The 17,376-nt window shown below is 68.8% G+C and carries 11 protein-coding genes and 1 pseudogene; 7 read left to right on the top strand and 5 right to left on the bottom strand.

The annotated features are described in order from the left end of the window. Positions 1-3: 3 nt before the first annotated feature. Both OG252_RS25315 and OG252_RS25310 read right to left on the bottom strand, forming a co-directional pair. Positions 4-1,830, bottom strand: a complete 1,827-nt coding sequence (locus OG252_RS25315) for an acyl-CoA dehydrogenase (protein ID WP_329338910.1) — start codon at positions 1,828-1,830, stop codon at positions 4-6. A gap of 126 nt (positions 1,831-1,956) precedes the next feature. Further along, positions 1,957-2,820: an intradiol ring-cleavage dioxygenase gene (locus OG252_RS25310; RefSeq protein WP_329338909.1), complete on the bottom strand. Its 864-nt coding sequence runs from the start codon at positions 2,818-2,820 to the stop codon at positions 1,957-1,959. 178 nt (positions 2,821-2,998) lie between these two features. Between OG252_RS25310 and OG252_RS25305 the strand changes: the two genes are divergently transcribed. From OG252_RS25305 to OG252_RS25295, 3 genes are all read left to right on the top strand, one after another. Further along, a complete protein-coding gene (locus tag OG252_RS25305; RefSeq protein WP_266436507.1) occupies positions 2,999-3,472 on the top strand; it encodes an SseB family protein in 474 nt (157 codons plus the stop codon). Positions 3,473-3,506: 34 nt separating this feature from the next. Next, positions 3,507-3,692: a hypothetical protein gene (locus OG252_RS25300; protein WP_329338907.1), complete on the top strand. Its 186-nt coding sequence runs from the start codon at positions 3,507-3,509 to the stop codon at positions 3,690-3,692. 159 nt (positions 3,693-3,851) lie between these two features. After that, positions 3,852-4,823, top strand: coding sequence for a pirin family protein (locus OG252_RS25295; protein WP_329338905.1), 972 nt, complete (start codon positions 3,852-3,854; stop codon positions 4,821-4,823). A 63-nt stretch (positions 4,824-4,886) separates the two neighbouring features. On the opposite strand, the gene OG252_RS25290 is transcribed toward OG252_RS25295, so the two are convergent. After that, entirely contained in the window at positions 4,887-6,620 is a 1,734-nt protein-coding gene (locus OG252_RS25290; protein ID WP_329338903.1) for a recombinase family protein, read from the bottom strand. A 467-nt stretch (positions 6,621-7,087) separates the two neighbouring features. On the opposite strand from OG252_RS25290, the pseudogene OG252_RS25285 reads away from it, so the two are divergent. Continuing rightward, positions 7,088-7,417, top strand: a pseudogene (locus OG252_RS25285) (AI-2E family transporter); the annotation flags it as partial. Here the strand turns inward: OG252_RS25285 and OG252_RS25280 are convergent. Beyond that, positions 7,414-9,531, bottom strand: a complete 2,118-nt coding sequence (locus tag OG252_RS25280; protein ID WP_329338901.1) for a SpoIIE family protein phosphatase — start codon at positions 9,529-9,531, stop codon at positions 7,414-7,416. The pseudogene OG252_RS25285 and the gene OG252_RS25280 sit on opposite strands and share 4 nt — an antisense overlap. A 162-nt stretch (positions 9,532-9,693) precedes the next feature. Between OG252_RS25280 and aspS the strand changes: the two genes are divergently transcribed. The 3 genes from aspS (at position 9,694) to OG252_RS25265 (ending at position 14,044) form a co-directional block, all read left to right on the top strand. Further along, positions 9,694-11,457 (top strand): aspartate--tRNA ligase, encoded by a 1,764-nt coding sequence (gene aspS / locus OG252_RS25275; RefSeq protein WP_329338899.1) that lies wholly within the window; start codon positions 9,694-9,696, stop codon positions 11,455-11,457. A 117-nt stretch (positions 11,458-11,574) separates the two neighbouring features. Beyond that, a complete protein-coding gene (locus OG252_RS25270; RefSeq protein ID WP_266436494.1) occupies positions 11,575-12,510 on the top strand; it encodes an intradiol ring-cleavage dioxygenase in 936 nt (311 codons plus the stop codon). 181 nt (positions 12,511-12,691) lie between these two features. Then, positions 12,692-14,044 (top strand): MFS transporter, encoded by a 1,353-nt coding sequence (locus tag OG252_RS25265; protein WP_266436492.1) that lies wholly within the window; start codon positions 12,692-12,694, stop codon positions 14,042-14,044. A gap of 59 nt (positions 14,045-14,103) precedes the next feature. On the opposite strand, the gene OG252_RS25260 is transcribed toward OG252_RS25265, so the two are convergent. Beyond that, positions 14,104-17,253, bottom strand: coding sequence for an FG-GAP repeat domain-containing protein (locus OG252_RS25260; protein ID WP_329338895.1), 3,150 nt, complete (start codon positions 17,251-17,253; stop codon positions 14,104-14,106). Positions 17,254-17,376: the final 123 nt, after the last annotated feature.

Below are 17,376 nucleotides of genomic sequence, written 5' to 3'. Positions count from 1 at the left end.
GTCCTAGAACGCGGCCTCGTCCAGCTCCATCAGGTCCAGCTCGACACCCTCGGCGACCTTGCGGGCCAGGGTGACGCCCGGCAGGACGTTGGCCGCGAAGAACTTCGCCGCGGCGATCTTGCCGGTGTAGAACGCCTTGTCCTTGGCCGAGGCCGTCTCCAGCTTCTCGGCGGCGATCGCGGCGCCCTTGAGGAGCAGATAGCCCACGACCACGTCACCGGAGGCCATCAGCAGGCGGGTGGTGTTCAGGCCCACCTTGTAGATGTTCTTGACGTCCTGCTCGGTCGCCGCGAGGTCGGTCAGCATCAGGCCGACGATCGCCTCCAGCTCGACGGCCGCCTTGGCCAGGTGCTCGCGGGCGCCCGCCAGCTCCTCGCCGCCCGTGCCCAGCGCGAGGAACTTCTTGATGTCCTCGGCGAGCGAGTTCAGCGCCGCGCCCTGGTTGCGGACGATCTTCCGGAAGAAGAAGTCCTGGCCCTGGATCGCGGTCGTGCCCTCGTACAGGGTGTCGATCTTGGCGTCGCGGATGTACTGCTCGATCGGGTACTCCTGCAGGAAGCCGGAGCCGCCGAAGGTCTGCAGGGACTGGGCGAGCTGCTCGTAGCCCTTCTCGGAGCCGTAGCCCTTCACGATCGGCAGCAGCAGGTCGTTCAGCGCCTCCAGGGCCGTGAAGTCCTCGCCCGCCGCCTCCTTGACCTGGATCTCGTCCTGGATGGAGGCCGTGTAGAGCACCAGCGCGCGCATGCCCTCCGCGTACGCCTTCTGCGTGATCAGCGCGCGGCGTACGTCCGGGTGGTGCGTGATGGTGACCTTGGGCGCGGTCTTGTCCATGAAGTTCGCAAGGTCGGGACCCTGGACGCGCTCCTTGGCGTACTCCAGCGCGTTCAGGTAGCCCGTCGACAGCGTGGAGATCGCCTTCGTGCCGACCATCATCCGCGCGAACTCGATGATCCGGAACATCTGGCGGATGCCGTCGTGCTTGTCGCCGATCAGCCAGCCCTTGGCGGGGTGCTGGTCGCCGAAGGTCATCTCGCAGGTGTTGGAGGCCTTGAGGCCCATCTTGTGCTCGACGTTCGTCGCGTACACGCCGTTGCGCTCGCCCAGCTCGCCGGTCTCGAAGTCGAAGAGGTACTTCGGAACGAGGAAGAGGGACAGGCCCTTGGTGCCGGGGCCCGCTCCCTCGGGACGGGCGAGCACGTAGTGGAGGATGTTGTCCGACATGTCGTGCTCACCGGACGTGATGAACCGCTTGACGCCCTCGATGTGCCAGGAGCCGTCCTCCTGCTGGACCGCCTTGGTGCGGCCCGCGCCCACGTCCGAGCCGGCGTCCGGCTCGGTGAGCACCATGGTGGAGCCCCACTGCCTGTCCACGGCGATCTTCGCGATGTGCTTCTGGACCTCGTTGCCCTCGTCGAAGAGGATGCCCGCGAAGGCCGGGCCGGAGGAGTACATCCAGACCGCCGGGTTGGCGCCGAGCACCAGCTCCGCGTACGACCAGATCAGGGAGCGGGGGGCGGTGGTGCCGCCGATCTCCTCGGGCAGGCCGAGCCGCCAGTACTCGGAGTCCATGAAGGCCTCGTAGGACTTCTTGAAGGACGCCGGTACCGGCGCGGTGTTCGTTTCCGGGTCGAAGACCGGCGGGTTGCGGTCGGCGTCCGCGAAGGACTCCGCCAGCTCGTTCTCCGAGAGGCGGGTCAACTCCTCGAGGATGCTCTTCGCGGTCTCGGTGTCCATCTCCTCGAACGGTCCGGTCCCGTACAGCTTGTCGCGCCCGAGGACCTCGAAGAGGTTGAACTCGATGTCGCGGAGATTCGACTTGTAGTGCCCCATGGCGACGGCTCCGTAGAGGATCGGCGAGGGACTGTCCTCGCACCTAGTTCACATACCAACAAGTAGCTACCGATGATGCTACCCGCCGGTAATAAGAAGCAACCCCGATCCGACATCTGTGACAGGTCACACCGGAACCGTCAGCGTCGCCGTGTACCCCGCGTCGACACTTCCCTCAACCGTTGCGAGCTGCTGCTCGTAGCCGTCGCTGAAGATGCCGTCCGACTCCAGGGAGAGCTGACCGAGGGTCGCCACGCTCTCGCCGTAGCCGTCCGTGGCGTACACGGTGTCGCAGACGTCCTTGGGCAGCGCGAGCTGCGAGGTGTTCGTGATGGACGTGGCCGCCGTCGCGTCCTCCAGGCTGCCGTAGACCTCGAAGTGGATGTGCGGCCAGCGGCCCGGGTAGCACGCCGGGAAGATGCTGGTGAAGGTGACCTGTCCCTTGTCGTCGGTCTCCTGGACGCCACGCAGGTAGTTCTCGTCGGTGACACCGTCCGAGTACAGGGAGTACTTGCCGTCCCGGTCGCACTGCCAGATGTATACGGCGGCGCCCGCCTTCGGGGTGCCACAGCCGGAGGCCGCGTCCACCACCGTGAGCGTGACGGTCAGCGGCACGCCCTCCGCGGTGCCGCCCGCGGAGTCGCCGAAGCTGCGGGTGATGTCGCTGCGGACGACACCGCTCTCCTTCAGGACGTTCACGCCGTTCGAGCCGTCGCCGGGGAAGGGACCGGCCGTCTCGTCCGGGATCGTCGCGCACTCGGCGGACGAGGAGGAGGACGAGGAGCCCGAGGTACTCGAGGAGCCCGAGGAGGCCGGGCTCGACGAGCCGCCACCGGCCGAGGCGTCGTCCTCGGTGGTGCACCCCACCAGCGGCACCAGGCTCACCCCCGCCATCAGCCGGATCATCCGGCGGCGGGCGAGGACAGGGAGGTCGTAGGAGAGGCCTCTGTCGTGCTCGTGGATGTCGTCGCCGTGGTGGTGTCCGCTCATGGCCATGTCCCCTTGCCGCTGATCGCTCGTGCTGTGCCGTTCCCCGGCGCGTCCTTGACACGTCGGACGCTATGGGTACCCGCGGAGCGAATCCAGGGCCCGCACCTGTCAACTGCCTGTTGAACCTGCGCCACCCGTACCGCCCGCTCGCCCCGGTCCTGTCGGTACGCTTACGCCCATGTACGGCTACGACCAGAACGTCGGTGCACAGCAGGGGTACGCCCCGCCGCAGCAGCCCATGTCCGGCGGCGTCGGCGGCTACGGCCAGCAGCCGCCGCTCTACCCCGAGCCGTCCCCACCCTCGCTCGCGGACGCGGTGCGCGCCTTCACCACCGGGCAGCTGTCCGCCGAGGACTTCCAGCAGGTCTTCGCGACCTCCAAGGTCTACTGCCCGCGCGGCGACAACCCCGGCTTCCTCGCCCTGCACAACACCCAGCAGCCGGTGATCCCCATGTTCACCTCCCTCAAGGAACTGCGCCGGTACGCGGGCAAGGAGTCCAAGTACTTCGTCATCACCGGCGCCGAGGTCATCGACCTGCTCCCGACCGGCTACGGCTTCGTCCTCGACATGGAGGGCGAGCACCGCATGGTCTTCGACGCGAAGGCCGTGGAGCAGATGGTCGAGTTCGCGATGCGGCGGATGTACGGCTGACCGCTCACGTGCGGAGCCGTAGCGCGCCACCGGGGTGAGCTGGGCCGTAGCGCTGTCGCGGTACGTGGATCTCGGCGGCGACCTCGTCGACGGCGGGGTCGCGCCGGCGTTCAGGTGGGCGCCCAGCCTGCGCATGCTCACGTTCAAGATGCCGTCGGGGTCGCAGGCGGGGGCGGACACCGGGCCGGATTTCGCGAACGAGCGGGAGCCGGTCGCCTGACCTGCTTGGGTTGAGCCGGGAGGCCGGTGCCCTGAGAAGGGCACCGGCCTCGGCGTTGTCCGCCAGGGCCGACGACGGGAATGCATTCCCGTCCTGCGCCGTTGGGGGTGGCAGGAAGTTCAATGCTCAACTAAACTCGGAGCACAAGGAGGTACCGACATGCCTGCAGTGACCGTCGAGAACCCGCTGACGCTGCCCCGCGTCGCCGCGTCCGCCGACGCCGTGGCCCGTCCCGTGCTCGCCGTCACGACCGCGCCCAGCGGTTTCGAGGGTGAGGGCTTCCCGGTGCGCCGAGCGTTCGCCGGGATCAACTACCGCCATCTGGATCCGTTCATCATGATGGACCAGATGGGTGAGGTTGATTACGGGGCAAATGAGCCAAAAGGGACCCCGTGGCATCCTCACCGTGGCTTCGAGACCGTCACGTACATCATTGACGGCACCTTCGTTCACCAGGACTCCAACGGCGGTGGTGGCACCATCACGAACGGGGACACTCAGTGGATGACAGCGGGCTCCGGCCTGCTGCACATCGAGACCCCGCCCGAGTCGCTGGTGAGGTCCGGTGGGCTGTTCCACGGGCTTCAGCTCTGGGTCAATCTGCCGGCCAAGGACAAGATGAAGGACCCGCGTTACCAGGACATCCGTGGCGGCCAGGTCCAGCTTCTGACCTCGCCGGACGGCGGCGCACTGCTGCGTGTGATCGCGGGTGAACTGGACGGCCACCAAGGTCCCGGCATCACCCATACGCCGATCACGATGATCCACGCGACGCTCGCGCCCGGCGCGGAGATCACGCTGCCGTGGCGGGAGGACTTCAACGCGCTGGCCTACGTCCTGGCCGGGCGCGGCTCGGTCGGCGCGGACCGACGTCCTGTCCACCTGGGGCAGACCGCGGTCTTCGGCCCGGGATCCTCGCTGACCGTTCGTGCGGACGAGAAGCAGGACTCACACACCCCGGACCTGGAGGTCGTCGTACTCGGCGGGCAGCCGATCCGTGAGCCCATGGCCCACTACGGCCCCTTCGTGATGAACACCCGCGAGGAGCTGCAGCAGGCATTCGAGGACTTCCAGAAGGGCCGGCTGGGAACCATCCCCGCAGTGCACGGGATGTCCGAGGGTGGACTGTAGCCACTTGGCGGATCGTCGGCCGGCTTGAATGCCGGCCGACGATGTCCTGCTCCAGGCCCTTCTTCAGGCAGGCTTGTGCAGCCTTTCGGTGTCCGGCAAGGCGTCAAGAGTCACGCCGCCTGCCCAGGTGATGCTGACGCGCGATGCGGTGGGCACGCCTTGTCCGGCGTAGCGGTATGCCTTGCGGACCTCCACGCGGTCCAGGAAGAGCCGGAAGAACGCGCGTTTGTCGTCTCGGGTGGCCTGGTCCCACCAGGAGCCCGGACCGATGGGGTCCGAGCCGTCACGTGGCAGCCAGGCGGAGCAAGGCAGTTCGACGCGTTCGTTGTTCCCGAGCTCTGCGACACGGGCGTCAAGTGCCTTCAGGCACTCCGTGAGGGCCCGCTCGGTCTTGTCCCACTCGTCTTGCGCGACGGCGTCGATGAATCCGCCTGTCAGCACAGCGCGTCGCTTCTCCGCATGGTGCTTCTGGCGGGAGTGCCGCAGGTTCGCACGTTCGGCCAAGAGGCGATCCCGCTCTTGCCTGACCGGTGATGAATCCTGCTGCTCCTGATCGTGCGCATACCTTGCCGACGCATGTGCGAGAACGGTGACGGTCGCTTCGTCGTGTTGTGCTGTTCCGATCACAGCGAGAACCCGGCGGGCGAGATACTCCTCGATGCCCTTCGCGCCGATGGCCACCGTTCCCATGTGCTGGCCCGGCTTCACGACCCGGCGGCGGCACCGGTAGTGCTTCTTGGTGCCGCTTCCGCCGTGCGTCATGTAGGACCCGCACTCGCAGTACAGGAGTTTCATCGCAGACAGGACTCCTGTGGGTTCGCCCTGCCAGTACCCACCGCCGGGGTGACGGTCTCTCATCCACTTTTGCACTTGGTACCACCGCTCAGGGCTGACGATCGGCTCGTACATCGATACGGGGTTGCCGCTGTCGTCCCGGATGATCCGGTACTCGGCGATCTTGTTGCTCGGTGTGCCGTCGCGGCGGACGCCATACACGCTCTCACAAGCGAATCCGGCGATACGCGGGTCAATCAGGATGCGCTTTACGGTCGCGTTGTCCCAGGCTGCGTCGGCGTGCTGTTGCCCAGTCTTCTTGCCACGTGTCAGGTGTCCCTCGGCTTCGAGACGGCTGACGAGGTTCCAGCACGAGCTGGACATGTCGTCCGTCGCGATCCACTCTTCGACGATTTCCACGATGCGGCGCACGATCGGTGCTTCGTGCTCTTCGTCAGGCGTCAGGATCTTCACGCAGATCGGCTTGCCGTCGGCGGACCTGCGTGTCTCGCGGACGAGGGTGAAGCCGAAGGGAGCCTTGCCCGTGTATCCGCCCAAGCTGGCCTCCAGGGCCTTGGCGGCCTTGACCGCGCGGCTCTTGTTCAGGCTCTCTTCGTGGTTGGCCTGAAGCTTGAACAGGAGCTCCATCAGGGCGAGCGGATTGTCGGTGTGGAACTCGCGGTGTTCGCCGACGCTGATGATGCGAACCCGGTTAGCGAGGAGCGGGCGGAGCTCGTCGAACGTCTCCATTGCGTTCTTCCGGCTGAGCCGGGACATGTAGTGCACCATGATCACGTTGATCCGGTCGGCTCGGGCGTCGCGCAGCAGCCGTTCGTATGCGGGGCGCTCCACGTTCTTGAAGGCGCTGATCCCCAGGTCCTCGTACACCTCGACGTGGGCCGGCTGAACGTCCCATCCCTCCAGGGCCCTCAGACACTCTTCGCGCTGAGCTGCGGTGCTGGCCTCGCTGCCGGTGGCACGACGTCCGGATTGGCGTACGTACACCCCCACGTGGACCGCCATACCGGTCGCTACTTCTGGTCTGTGCGGGAGAGCCACGGGGCGTGTGGGAGTGGGCAGGGCAGCGCTAGAGTCGCTGTTATCCATGAGATCGGTCCGTTCGATCCTGTGGTGAGACCCCGGCGGGTGCTGCTAACACCCGACCGGGGTTGTTTGTTACCGCGAACGCTAAGCGATGGTGACGGAGTGTCGCAGCTGGTTGCGAAAAGTGATCTGCATTGGTGTGCGCGGTAGTTGAAGCGCGAGCAGTGCGCAGGGGGGCGTTGGCGTTGGCGGAAGCCGGTCAGGCCTCGGTGTGGAAGGGTGCAGGATCGGGCGATCGTCCGGACATGCTCCCGCGACACAGGACCTGACGCGTGGCCAGATGAGGGTGTGTTTGCGCCGCAAGCCCTACTTGCCGGCGCTGCTCGGGCCCCTGCACCGGCGGATCGTGAAGGCCGGGGTCCATCTCGCCGATCACTTCGGAGGACGTGGGGCTGGGGGATCTCGTATTCGGCGGCGCCTGCATTCCCCAGCTCGGCGCGTTCATCTCCGATGCCGTCGCCGTGCTGGTCGCGCTCGCCGACCGGGGTTCGTCATCGCGCTGTGGGCGCCAGGGGTCGTGCCCGCCGTGCAGGTGCTGTGGAGAGGCATGTGCTGCAGCCGGTGACCCAGAGCCGGACCGTGCAGATGCATCCCGCTGTCGTCATGGTGGTCATCAGCGGCGGGGCGTCCGTCGCCGGGACCTTCGGGATGCTGCTCGCCGTGCCGCTCACACCGCCGTCGCCACGGCGGTGCTGCACGAGCTGCGGGTGCTCTACTCCGAACTCGCCGAGGACTCGCACAACTCGAACCAGATGCTCTTCCCCTCGCCCCGCGGATCCACCCCCCACACATCCGCGAGCAGCTCGATCAGTACCAGCCCGCGTCCGGACGACGCCAGTTCCCCCGGTCTGCGCTTGTGCGGGAGGTCGTCGCTGGTGTCGGTGACCTCGATGCGCATCCGGCGTTCGCCCGGGTCGCCCCGTACCTCGGCGAGGAGCAGGGCGTCGGCGTCGGTGTGGACGAGGACGTTGGTCAGCGTTTCGGAGAGCAGCAGGACCGCCGAGTCCACCTGGTCCGCCGATGCCCAGTCGTGCAGGAGCTCGCGCAGTTGTTGCCGGGCCACCGCGACCCGTTCGGGTTCCGCCTGGGCCACCGAGAGCATCGTGCGGCGGACCCGGGGGCGTACGACGACGGGGTCGCCGGCGCTCTCGCCCTGCCGGGACAGCAGCAGGACGGCTATGTCGTCCTCGCGGCGGTCGGCCAGTGGGCCGGTGGTGTGGTGGGAGGAGGGGCCGTGCACGGCTTGGACCAGGGCGTCGGCGAGGGCCTCCAGGTCGCCCTTGTGGTCCTCCAGGATCGTGCGGATGCGCTTCCAGCCGGTCTCCATGTCGTGGCCGCCGGTCTCGATGAGGCCGTCGGTGCACAGCAGCAGGGTCTCGCCGGGTTCGAGGGTGATCCGGGTGGTGGGGTAGTCGGCGTCGGGGTCGATGCCCAGGGGGAGGCCGCCGGCCGTGGGGCGGGTCAGGACCGTGCCGTCCGCCATGCGGATCGCGGGGTCGGGGTGGCCGGCGCGGGCGACGTCCAGGATGCCGGTGGTGGGGTCGGCCTCCACGTAGAGGCAAGTCGCGAAGCGGAGGTCGGTGGCCTCTGTGTCGCCGTACGTCATGCCGTGCAGGAAGCGGGAGGCGCGGGAGAGGACCGCGTCGGGGCGGTGGCCCTCGGAGGCGTATGCCCTGAGCGCTATGCGGAGCTGGCCCATCACGCTCGCGGCGCGGACGTCGTGGCCCTGGACGTCGCCGATGACCAGGGCGAAGCGGCCGTTGGGCAGGGGGATCATGTCGTACCAGTCGCCGCCGACCTGGAGGCCGCCGCCGGTGGGGACGTACCGCGCGGCGACGCTCATGCCCGGTATCTGGGGGCCGAGGGTGGGCAGCATCGAGCGTTGCAGGCCGTCCGTGAGCTCCCGTTCCGACTCCGCGACCCCCGCCCGGGAGAGGGCCTGCGCGAGCATGCGGGCCACCGTGGTCAGGACCGACCGCTCGTCGGGTGTGAACGCCACCGGATACGCGAAGGCGGCCATCCACGCGCCCATGGTGCGGCCGGCCACCGTCAGGGGCAGGAACGCCCAGGACTGGCGGCCGAAGCGCCGGGCGAGCGGCCAGGTGACGGGGTAGCGGGACCTGTAGTCGTCGGGGGAGGAGAGGTAGACGGCGCGGCCGGTGCGGACCACCTCGGCGGCGGGGTAGTCCGTGGCGAGGGCCATGTGGGAGAAGGGGCTCTCGTCGCCGGGCTGCTGGCCGTGGTGGCCGATGATCGTCAGGCGGTCGCCCTCGACGCCGAAGACGGCGAGGCCGTCCGGGGAGAAGCCGGGCATGGACAGGCCGGCGGCGACCCGCAGGACCTCGGTCGTGGAGCGGGCCTCGGCCAGGGCGCGGCCCGCGTCCAGCAGGAAGGCCTCGCGGGAGCGGCGCCAGTCGCCGGTGACGGTGGTGCGTCCGGCGGGTGTGCCGGGTCTGGGCTCGGTGACCTCCTGGAGGGTGCCGATCAGCTCGTACACCTTCTTGACCGGGTCGAAGGACGGCTTGGAGCGGCTGCGGACGATGCGCACGACCTGCCCCTGGTCGTCCATGATCCGCACGCGCACCTCGGCGAGGGTGTCCTCGGCGACGGCGAGCTGGATCACTCCGGTGATCTCGTTCCAGTCGACGGGGTGGAGCCGGGCCCGGGTCTGGGCTTCCGTGAGGACGGCATCCTCGGCGGGCAGCCCGAGCAGCCGGGCCGCCTCGGTGTCGAGGGTGACCAGTCCGGTGGCGGTGTCCCAGTGCCACAGGCCGGTCGCGAGGGCGGCGAGAACCTCCCCCACGGCGGGCAGAGGCTCGCCAGTGCGCATTGACCCACTTTAAGAAGACGAGGACGAAGAGTGCCACTGATCACCGGCTCCGATCACCGGCTCTTAATGGTGGGGAGGCGATCCCGGGGTGGCCGGTACCCTTGGGAGGTCCGGGCACCGGGCCCCGGAGATCCCCGATCAGCGAAGGCTGGATGAACGACGATGCATCGGTACAGGTCCCACACCTGCGGCGAGCTCCGCGCCTCTGACGTCGGCACCGACGTCCGGCTGAGCGGCTGGCTGCACAATCGGCGCGACCTGGGCGGCATCCTCTTCATCGATCTGCGCGACCACTACGGCATCACGCAGCTGGTCGCCCGCCCCGGCACCCCGGCGTACGAGGCTCTGGACAAGGTGTCCAAGGAGTCGACGGTACGTGTAGACGGCAAGGTCGTTTCACGTGGAACCGAGAACGTGAACCCGGACCTTCCGTCCGGCGAGATCGAGGTCGAGGTCGGCGAGGTCGAGCTGCTCGGCGCGGCGGCCCCCCTGCCCTTCACGATCAACACCGAGGACGGGGTCAACGAGGAGCGGCGTCTGGAGTACCGCTTCCTGGACCTGCGCCGCGAGCGCATGCACCGCAACATCCTGCTGCGTACGTCGGTCATCTCGGCGATCCGGCACAAGATGACGGCCCTGGGCTTCAACGAGATGGCGACGCCGATCCTGTCCGCCACCTCCCCCGAGGGTGCCCGCGACTTCGTCGTCCCCTCCCGCCTGAACCCGGGCAAGTTCTACGCCCTCCCCCAGGCCCCGCAGCAGTTCAAGCAGCTGCTGATGATCTCCGGCTTCGACCGCTACTTCCAGATCGCGCCCTGCTTCCGCGACGAGGACGCCCGCGCGGACCGCTCGCCGGGCGAGTTCTACCAGCTCGACGTCGAGATGAGCTTCGTCGAGCAGGAGGACGTCTTCCAGCCGATCGAGAAGCTCATGACGGAGCTGTTCGAGGAGTTCGGCAACGGCCGTCACGTCACCTCTCCCTTCCCGCGCATCCCGTTCCGCGAGGCGATGCTGAAGTACGGCTCCGACAAGCCGGACCTGCGCGCCCAGCTGGAGCTCGTCGACATCACCGACATCTTCGAGGGCTCGGAGTTCAAGGCCTTCGCCGGCAAGCACGTGCGGGCGCTGGCGGTGCCGGACGTCTCCGCCCAGCCGCGGAAGTTCTTCGACCAGCTCGGGGACTACGCCGTCTCGCAGGGCGCGAAGGGTCTCGCCTGGGTGCGCGTGGCCGAGGACGGCTCGCTGACCGGCCCGATCGCGAAGTTCCTCACCGAGGAGAACGTCGCCGAGCTGACCAAGCGGCTGTCCCTGGCCGCCGGTCACGCCGTGTTCTTCGGCGCGGGCGAGTTCGACGAGGTCTCGAAGATCATGGGCGCGGTGCGGGTCGAGGCCGCCAAGCGTGCCGGGCACTTCGAGGAGAACGTCTTCCGGTTCTGCTGGATCGTCGACTTCCCGATGTACGAGAAGGACGAGGAGACCGGCGCGATCGACTTCTCGCACAACCCGTTCTCCATGCCGCAGGGCGGTCTGGAGGCCCTGGAGACCCAGGACCCGCTGGACATCCTGGGCTGGCAGTACGACATCGTCTGCAACGGCGTCGAGCTGTCCTCCGGCGCGATCCGGAACCACGAGCCGGAGATCATGCTCAAGGCGTTCGAGATCGCGGGCTACGACCGGGAGACCGTCGAGGAGAAGTTCGCCGGCATGCTGCGCGCGTTCCGCTTCGGCGCCCCGCCGCACGGCGGCATCGCCCCCGGCGTCGACCGCATCGTCATGCTGCTGGCCGACGAGCCCAACATCCGCGAGACCATCGCCTTCCCGCTCAACGGCAACGCCCAGGACCTGATGATGGGCGCGCCGACGGAGCTGGAGGAGGCGCGGCTGAGGGAGCTGCACCTGTCGGTGCGCAAGCCGCAGCCGAAGTAGGCGACAGCGTGAGAGTGGCCCGGAACCGACGTCGGTTCCGGGCCACTCTCATATGCAGGGCTCTTACCCAGCTCTTACCCATGCTGCTGACAGACGCCGTCCCTAACTTCCCTGCACATGACGGGAAACCAGACGGCCGAAGGGCCGAAACACAAGAAGGACCTCACCCGACGCAAGGTCGTTGTCGCGGGTGCGGGAGCGGCGGTCGCGGTGGGTGTCGGCGGCGCCGTCGCCGCGGGCGCCTTCGCGGGTGAGAAGAGCGGGAAGGCGGCCACCGCCTCCGCGACCAGCACCGCCACCGGCGCGGAGGCCTGCTACCAGCTCACCTCGGAGACCACCGAGGGCCCCTACTACATCGACGCCGACAAGATCCGCCAGGACATCACCGAGGACAAGGAGGGCATCCCGCTCACCCTCACCCTCAAGGTGATCGACTCCGCGACCTGCAAACCGATCGCGAACGCGGCCGTCGACATCTGGCACTGCGACGCGCTCGGCATCTACTCCGGCTACGAGAGCCTGTCGACCGGCGGTGGCGGCACCGCCCCGACCGACGCGCCGTCGGGCACGCCCACCGGTACCCCGACCGGCGAGCCGCCGTCGGGCGCACCGTCCGGCGGCACCGGCGGCGGGGGCCACGAGGAGCCCACCGACGACGAGCGCTACCTGCGCGGCACCTGGAGGACCGACAAGCAGGGCCGGGTCACCTTCAAGACGGTCTTCCCGGGCTGGTACCGGGGCCGCTGTGTCCACATCCACACCAAGGTGCATGTGGACGGCGAGTGGACCGACGCCGGCTACGAGGGCGGGCACGCCTGTCACACCGGTCAGTTCTTCTTCGACGAGGAGTCCGTGCTCGCCTCCGCCGAGGTCGAGCCGTACTCCACCAGCACCACCGAGCGCACCACGCTCTCCGAGGACACCATCTACGACCAGAGCGGCACCACGGGCGGTCTCCTCAAGCTGAAGTACGACAAGAAGAACATCGCCGAGGGCGTCCTCGGCACCATCACGATGGGCGTCGCGCCGGACGAGACGAACGACGGCACCTGATCCCCGCCTTCCCGCCTCCCCGGTCCCACCGGGTCGATGGGCTGCCGCAGTTGCTCGTGTTCGCGTTCGTGTACATGAACATCCGCTCAACCCATTGACCCGGAAGATCAGCCTCCGTAACGTCCCCCAGTGCCCGCGTACGTGATTGCAGTTCACGTATGTGCACACGAGGGAGACAACGATGTCAGAAGTCGTGTCAGAAGTCGTGACACCCGACGCCGAACGCCGAGCGGTCGGCAAGTTCCTGCGCCGCATGCTGCCGATCCTGGTTCTGATGCTGCTGGTCAACCAGATGGACCGGACGAACGTCGGCTTCGTCCAGGACGAGTTGCGGGCCGATGTGGGGGTGAGTGCCACCGCGTACGGTCTCGGCGCGGGCCTGTTCTTCATCGGGTACGCGCTGTTCGAGGTGCCGAGCAACATGCTCATGGAGCGGTTCGGCGCCCGGGTCTGGCTGACCCGGATCATGATCACCTGGGGTCTCGTGATCGTGGCGATGTGCTTCATCCACAACGTCGCGATGTTCTACGCCCTCCGCTTCCTCCTCGGCGTCGCGGAGGCCGGTTTCTTCCCCGGCGTGCTCCTCTACTTCACCCAGTGGCTGCCCGACTCCAGCCGGGGCCGCGCGAGCGCGATCTTCCTCGGCGGTTCGGCGACGGCGTACATCGTGACGGGTCCCATCACCGGGGCGCTGCTCGAACTGCACGGGGCGGGCGGATTCGCCGGCTGGCGTTGGATGTTCGCGCTGGAGGGCGCCTTCTCGATCCTCGTCGGGTTCATCGCCGGGTTCTTCCTCGTCTCCCGCATCGAGGACGCCCGCTGGCTCACGCGGGAGGAGAAGGCGGCGCTGACCGCGGCGGTCGACCGCGACAAGGAGGCCCGCAGCCGCGCCCCGAAGGTGTCGCGGCTCAAGCTCCTGTTCCACCCCCAGGTCGCCCTGCTGACCGGCGTGTTCTTCGCGATGGCCCTCACCGGGTACGCGATCACCTTCTGGCTGCCGAGCCTGGTCGACGACATCGGCGGGCTGTCGCCCTTCCAGGTCGGGCTGCTCACGGCCGTACCGTGGATCTGCGCCGTGATCGCGATGTACACGGTCAGCCACTTCACCGACAAGGCCCCCGACCGCCGCCCCTACCTGGCGATCGCCCTGGTCCTGTCGGCCGTGGGCACCTTCCTCGCCACCCTGGGCTCCCCCTGGTTCGGGCTCGCCGCCCTCACGCTCGCCGCGGTCGGCGGGAAGTGCGCGGCCACCCTGTACTGGCCGATGGCCCAGTCCGGACTCGACCTGAAGATCGCCGCTCCGGGACTGGCCGTGGTCAACTCCATCGGAAACCTGGGCGGTTTCGTCTCCCCCACCCTCTTCGGCTACCTCAAGGACACGACCGGCAGCACGAACGGAGGCCTGTACACACTCTCCGCCGCGTCCCTGCTCGCGGTGCTCGGAGTGATCTACGTCAGGAACACCCGCGGGACGCCCGACGCCCTGGCGCGGACCCCGCGGGAGGCGAGCGCACAGCGGCCCGTCGTCTCCTGAGACATGCGAAGGCGCCCGGGGTGAACGCACCCCGGGCGCCTGCATGCACAACCAACCGCTCAGGAAAGCGACTTGTAGCCGCTCCACCCGGTGGCGATCTTCACCCGTGCCCCGAACGACCCCTTGCCGTCGCCGCTGTTGCGCCAGACGTTGCCGCTGGTGTCGCGGGAGACGAGGTCGGCCTTGCCGTCGTCGGTGATGTCGCCGATGCCGACGATGACGTTGTACGAGCCGCCCCAGTTCGCGAAGAGCTTGGTGCGGGCGGAGAAGGTGCCGTTGCCCTTGCCGTAGTAGCGGTAGAGGGTGTTGGCCTTGTCCTGGGCGATGAGGTCGCCGACGCCGTCGCCGTTGAGGTCGCCGACGCCCACGATCTTCTTGTACGTCTTCCAGTTGTCGTAGAGCTTCACGCGGGCGGACAGCTTGGCGGTGCTGGTGCCCTTGTAGAGGTAGACGGCCCCGGTCGAGCTGTTGCGGGCGATCAGGTCCGGGCGGCCGTCGCCGCTCACGTCACCGGGGGAGGTCAGGACGTCGTACTGGGTCCACCCGCCGGTCGACAGTGTCGTGTACGACGTCGACGGCTTGACCGCGGCACCGCAGCCCGGCTTGTACAGGCGGAGCGCTCCGCTGCTGTACCGCACCAGGACGTCGTTGCAGCGGTCGCCGCTCAGGTCGCCGAAGGGGATGGCCTTCACCGAGGTCGGCCAACCGGTGCCGGTGTACTTGGAGTTGACCTTGCCCGTTCCGGTGCCGCTGTGGAAGGTCAGGCCGCCGGAGGAGCTCAGGGTGAGCAGGTCGCCCCGGCCGTCCGGGCCGTCGGGGCTGGTGAAGTCGCGGCGTACCGGCGCGCCCCGCAGCAGGTAGCCCGCGCCGGACTTCACCGTGACCGCGGCGGAGGTGCCCAGGCCGGTGGCCTTGAGCGTCCAGGTGAACTCGCCGTTGGGGAAGTAACCCCCGCTCGCCGTCTTGCCGCTCCAGTTCGCCGACACCCAGGCCCGGGCCGCGGCGCCGGTGATCGTGCGCGTGGCCTTGCCGGTCGCGCCGCTCTGGACCGAGGTGAAGGTGAGGGACCAGGAGCTGACCGGGCGGGACAGGAGCCACTGGCCGGACCAGGCGGTGGACGTGCCCGGTTCCACGTAGCTCCCGGCCTCCGACTCGAAGGCCGTCGGCGCGGACGGGGTGACGCCGGTCGTGGCGACGTGCGTCTGCTCGAACGAGTCGAACCAGGCGACCAGGCCCGTGTACTCGTCCACCGTCCAGCGGTACCGGCGGTCCACCGCGAGTCCGCTGTCCGGCAGGCCGGAGGCGATCACGCGGGTGGTGCCGGTGGCCGCGTCGGTGAGGACCAGCCGGTCGCCCTCGTGGTCGTGGCGGACGGTGAAGCCGTCGCCGAGCAGCACGTCACCGGGCTGTACGGCGACCGACGTACCGGCCTTGGTGTCGTAGACGCCGGCCGAGGCCGTCCCGCAGGACCAGTACACCCAGCGGCCCGCGGCCTGGAGTTCGCTCGGCACACAGCCGAGCGAGGGGACCGTCACCGTGGTGAGGGTCTTGTTCTCGGTGAGGCTGTAGGAGGTGAGCTTGCCGGTGGTGGAGGCGCTCCAGAGGGTGGAGCCGTTCAGGGCGGCGGCGCGCACGGAGCGCTTCAGCTTCTGTCCCTGGCCGAACTCGCCGACGTACTGCGCGGGGGTGGAGCCGCCGGAGTTGTAGACGGCGTAGTCGTCGGAGACGTCGACGATCGTGCCGCCCGTGGTGCCGAACTCCAGGTCGACGTAGCCGATCGAGGCCACCTTGTCCGCGGTGTCCTGGCCGCTGCCGGGGTCGTCGCCCTCGGCGGTGTCCAGGTAGACGTCCCCGGGTGCGGAGCCCGTGTTGCCCCACAGCGCCGCGCAGGTGGTGCCGGCGTACGGGCAGGCGGGGCGGATCTCGGCGCTCTCCGTGGCGGCGGACGCGGTGAGCTTGGCGGCGCCGTCGGTCGTCAGGGTCCGCAGGGACGTGGTGTCGTAGTTGTTGGCGTCGGCGGTGGGGTCGTCCTCCGCGACGCGCAGGCTGCCCCGGCTGAGCGCGATGCCGGTCTTGGCGTTCTCCTCCGCCGGGACCTGGTGCTCCTTCGTCAGCTGGAGCGAACCGTCCTCGGCCTGGCTCGCACGCTGGACCCACCAGTCGGCGGGGCCGGTGCCGCCCGTGACGAGGGCGTCGTCGTCGGAGGCCTGGAGTGTGTACGCGCCGGACGAGGCGAGCAGGGTCTTGGAGGAACCGTCGACGATCGAGACCGCCTTGAGGGCCTCGCCGCCGCTTCTCCTGGTGATGGGCAGCAGCAACTGATCGCCGACCAGGGCGGGGTTGCCGCCGAGCGTGCCCAGGTAGGTCAGCTCGTTGACGTTCGGAAGGGTGACGACCTGTTCCGCGGCGGTCAGGTCCGAGCGGGACTTGAGATGCAGTTCGGTGCCGTTGGCGTTGGACCAGCCGATCCGGTCGCCGCTCTGGACGTAGTGCGCGCTGCTCGGGACACCGGTGAACACCTCGGTGTTCACGGCCGTCGCGAGGTCGATGTAGCCGACCGTGCCGGCGCTCGCCCAGAGCACGCCGGAGGAGTCCGCGGCCACGAGCTCGTCGTCCGAGATGCTCGTCGCATCACCGGTGACGGCGCGTTCGCGCCGCTCGCCGTCCACGAAGTCGATCAGGCTGGAGCTGGTGACGACGGTCTCCCCGGCCAGACCCCGGTAGTAGTTGGAGCTGTCGGTGGAGGCCACGGTCGACAGCTCGTGCGTCGCCGGGTCCCAGAGGGTGACGGACCTGCTGGTCAGGGCCGTCGGCAGGGCGACCAGGTCGCTGTCCGAGCCGTACCAGGCCGTACGGCACGCGGAGCCGAGGGCCGTGCAGCCCGCACCCGGCGTGTAGACGCCGCTCGCGTTCTTGACGGTCACGCTGGTGCCGTCCGTGTAGTCCGTCCACAGCAGCCCGTCGATCCCTGACTGCCGGCTCAGGAACCCGGTCCCGCCCGCGACGAGCGGGCGGGTGACACGCGGGGTGTCCGACTTCGGATCGGCGAGCGTGATCTCCGTGGTGGGCGCGGCCGCCGCGGTGGCCGCCTCGGCGTTGGCGCCGCCCATCGAACCGGAGAAGGTGTACAGGGCCCCGGCCATCAGGGCCAGGGCGGTGGTGGAGACGGCGGCGGTCAGACCGCCCCGTCTCAGGGCGTGTCTGCCCACGTGAAGTTCCCTCCCCAACGAGGGCCCCCGCCCTCGCACAAGTGGCCGGATGCTATCAGGGGCAGAGCGCCGGACGGGACGGTGTCCGTGCAGGTGAGGAGGGTCGGCCGAGGCGGAGCAGGA

The organism is Streptomyces sp. NBC_01352, from assembly GCF_036237295.1.
Taxonomy (GTDB): Bacteria; Actinomycetota; Actinomycetes; order Streptomycetales; family Streptomycetaceae; genus Streptomyces; species Streptomyces plumbiresistens.
The sequence above is the reverse complement of the archived record's forward strand: the minus strand, read 5'-3'. Positions and strand labels throughout refer to the sequence as shown.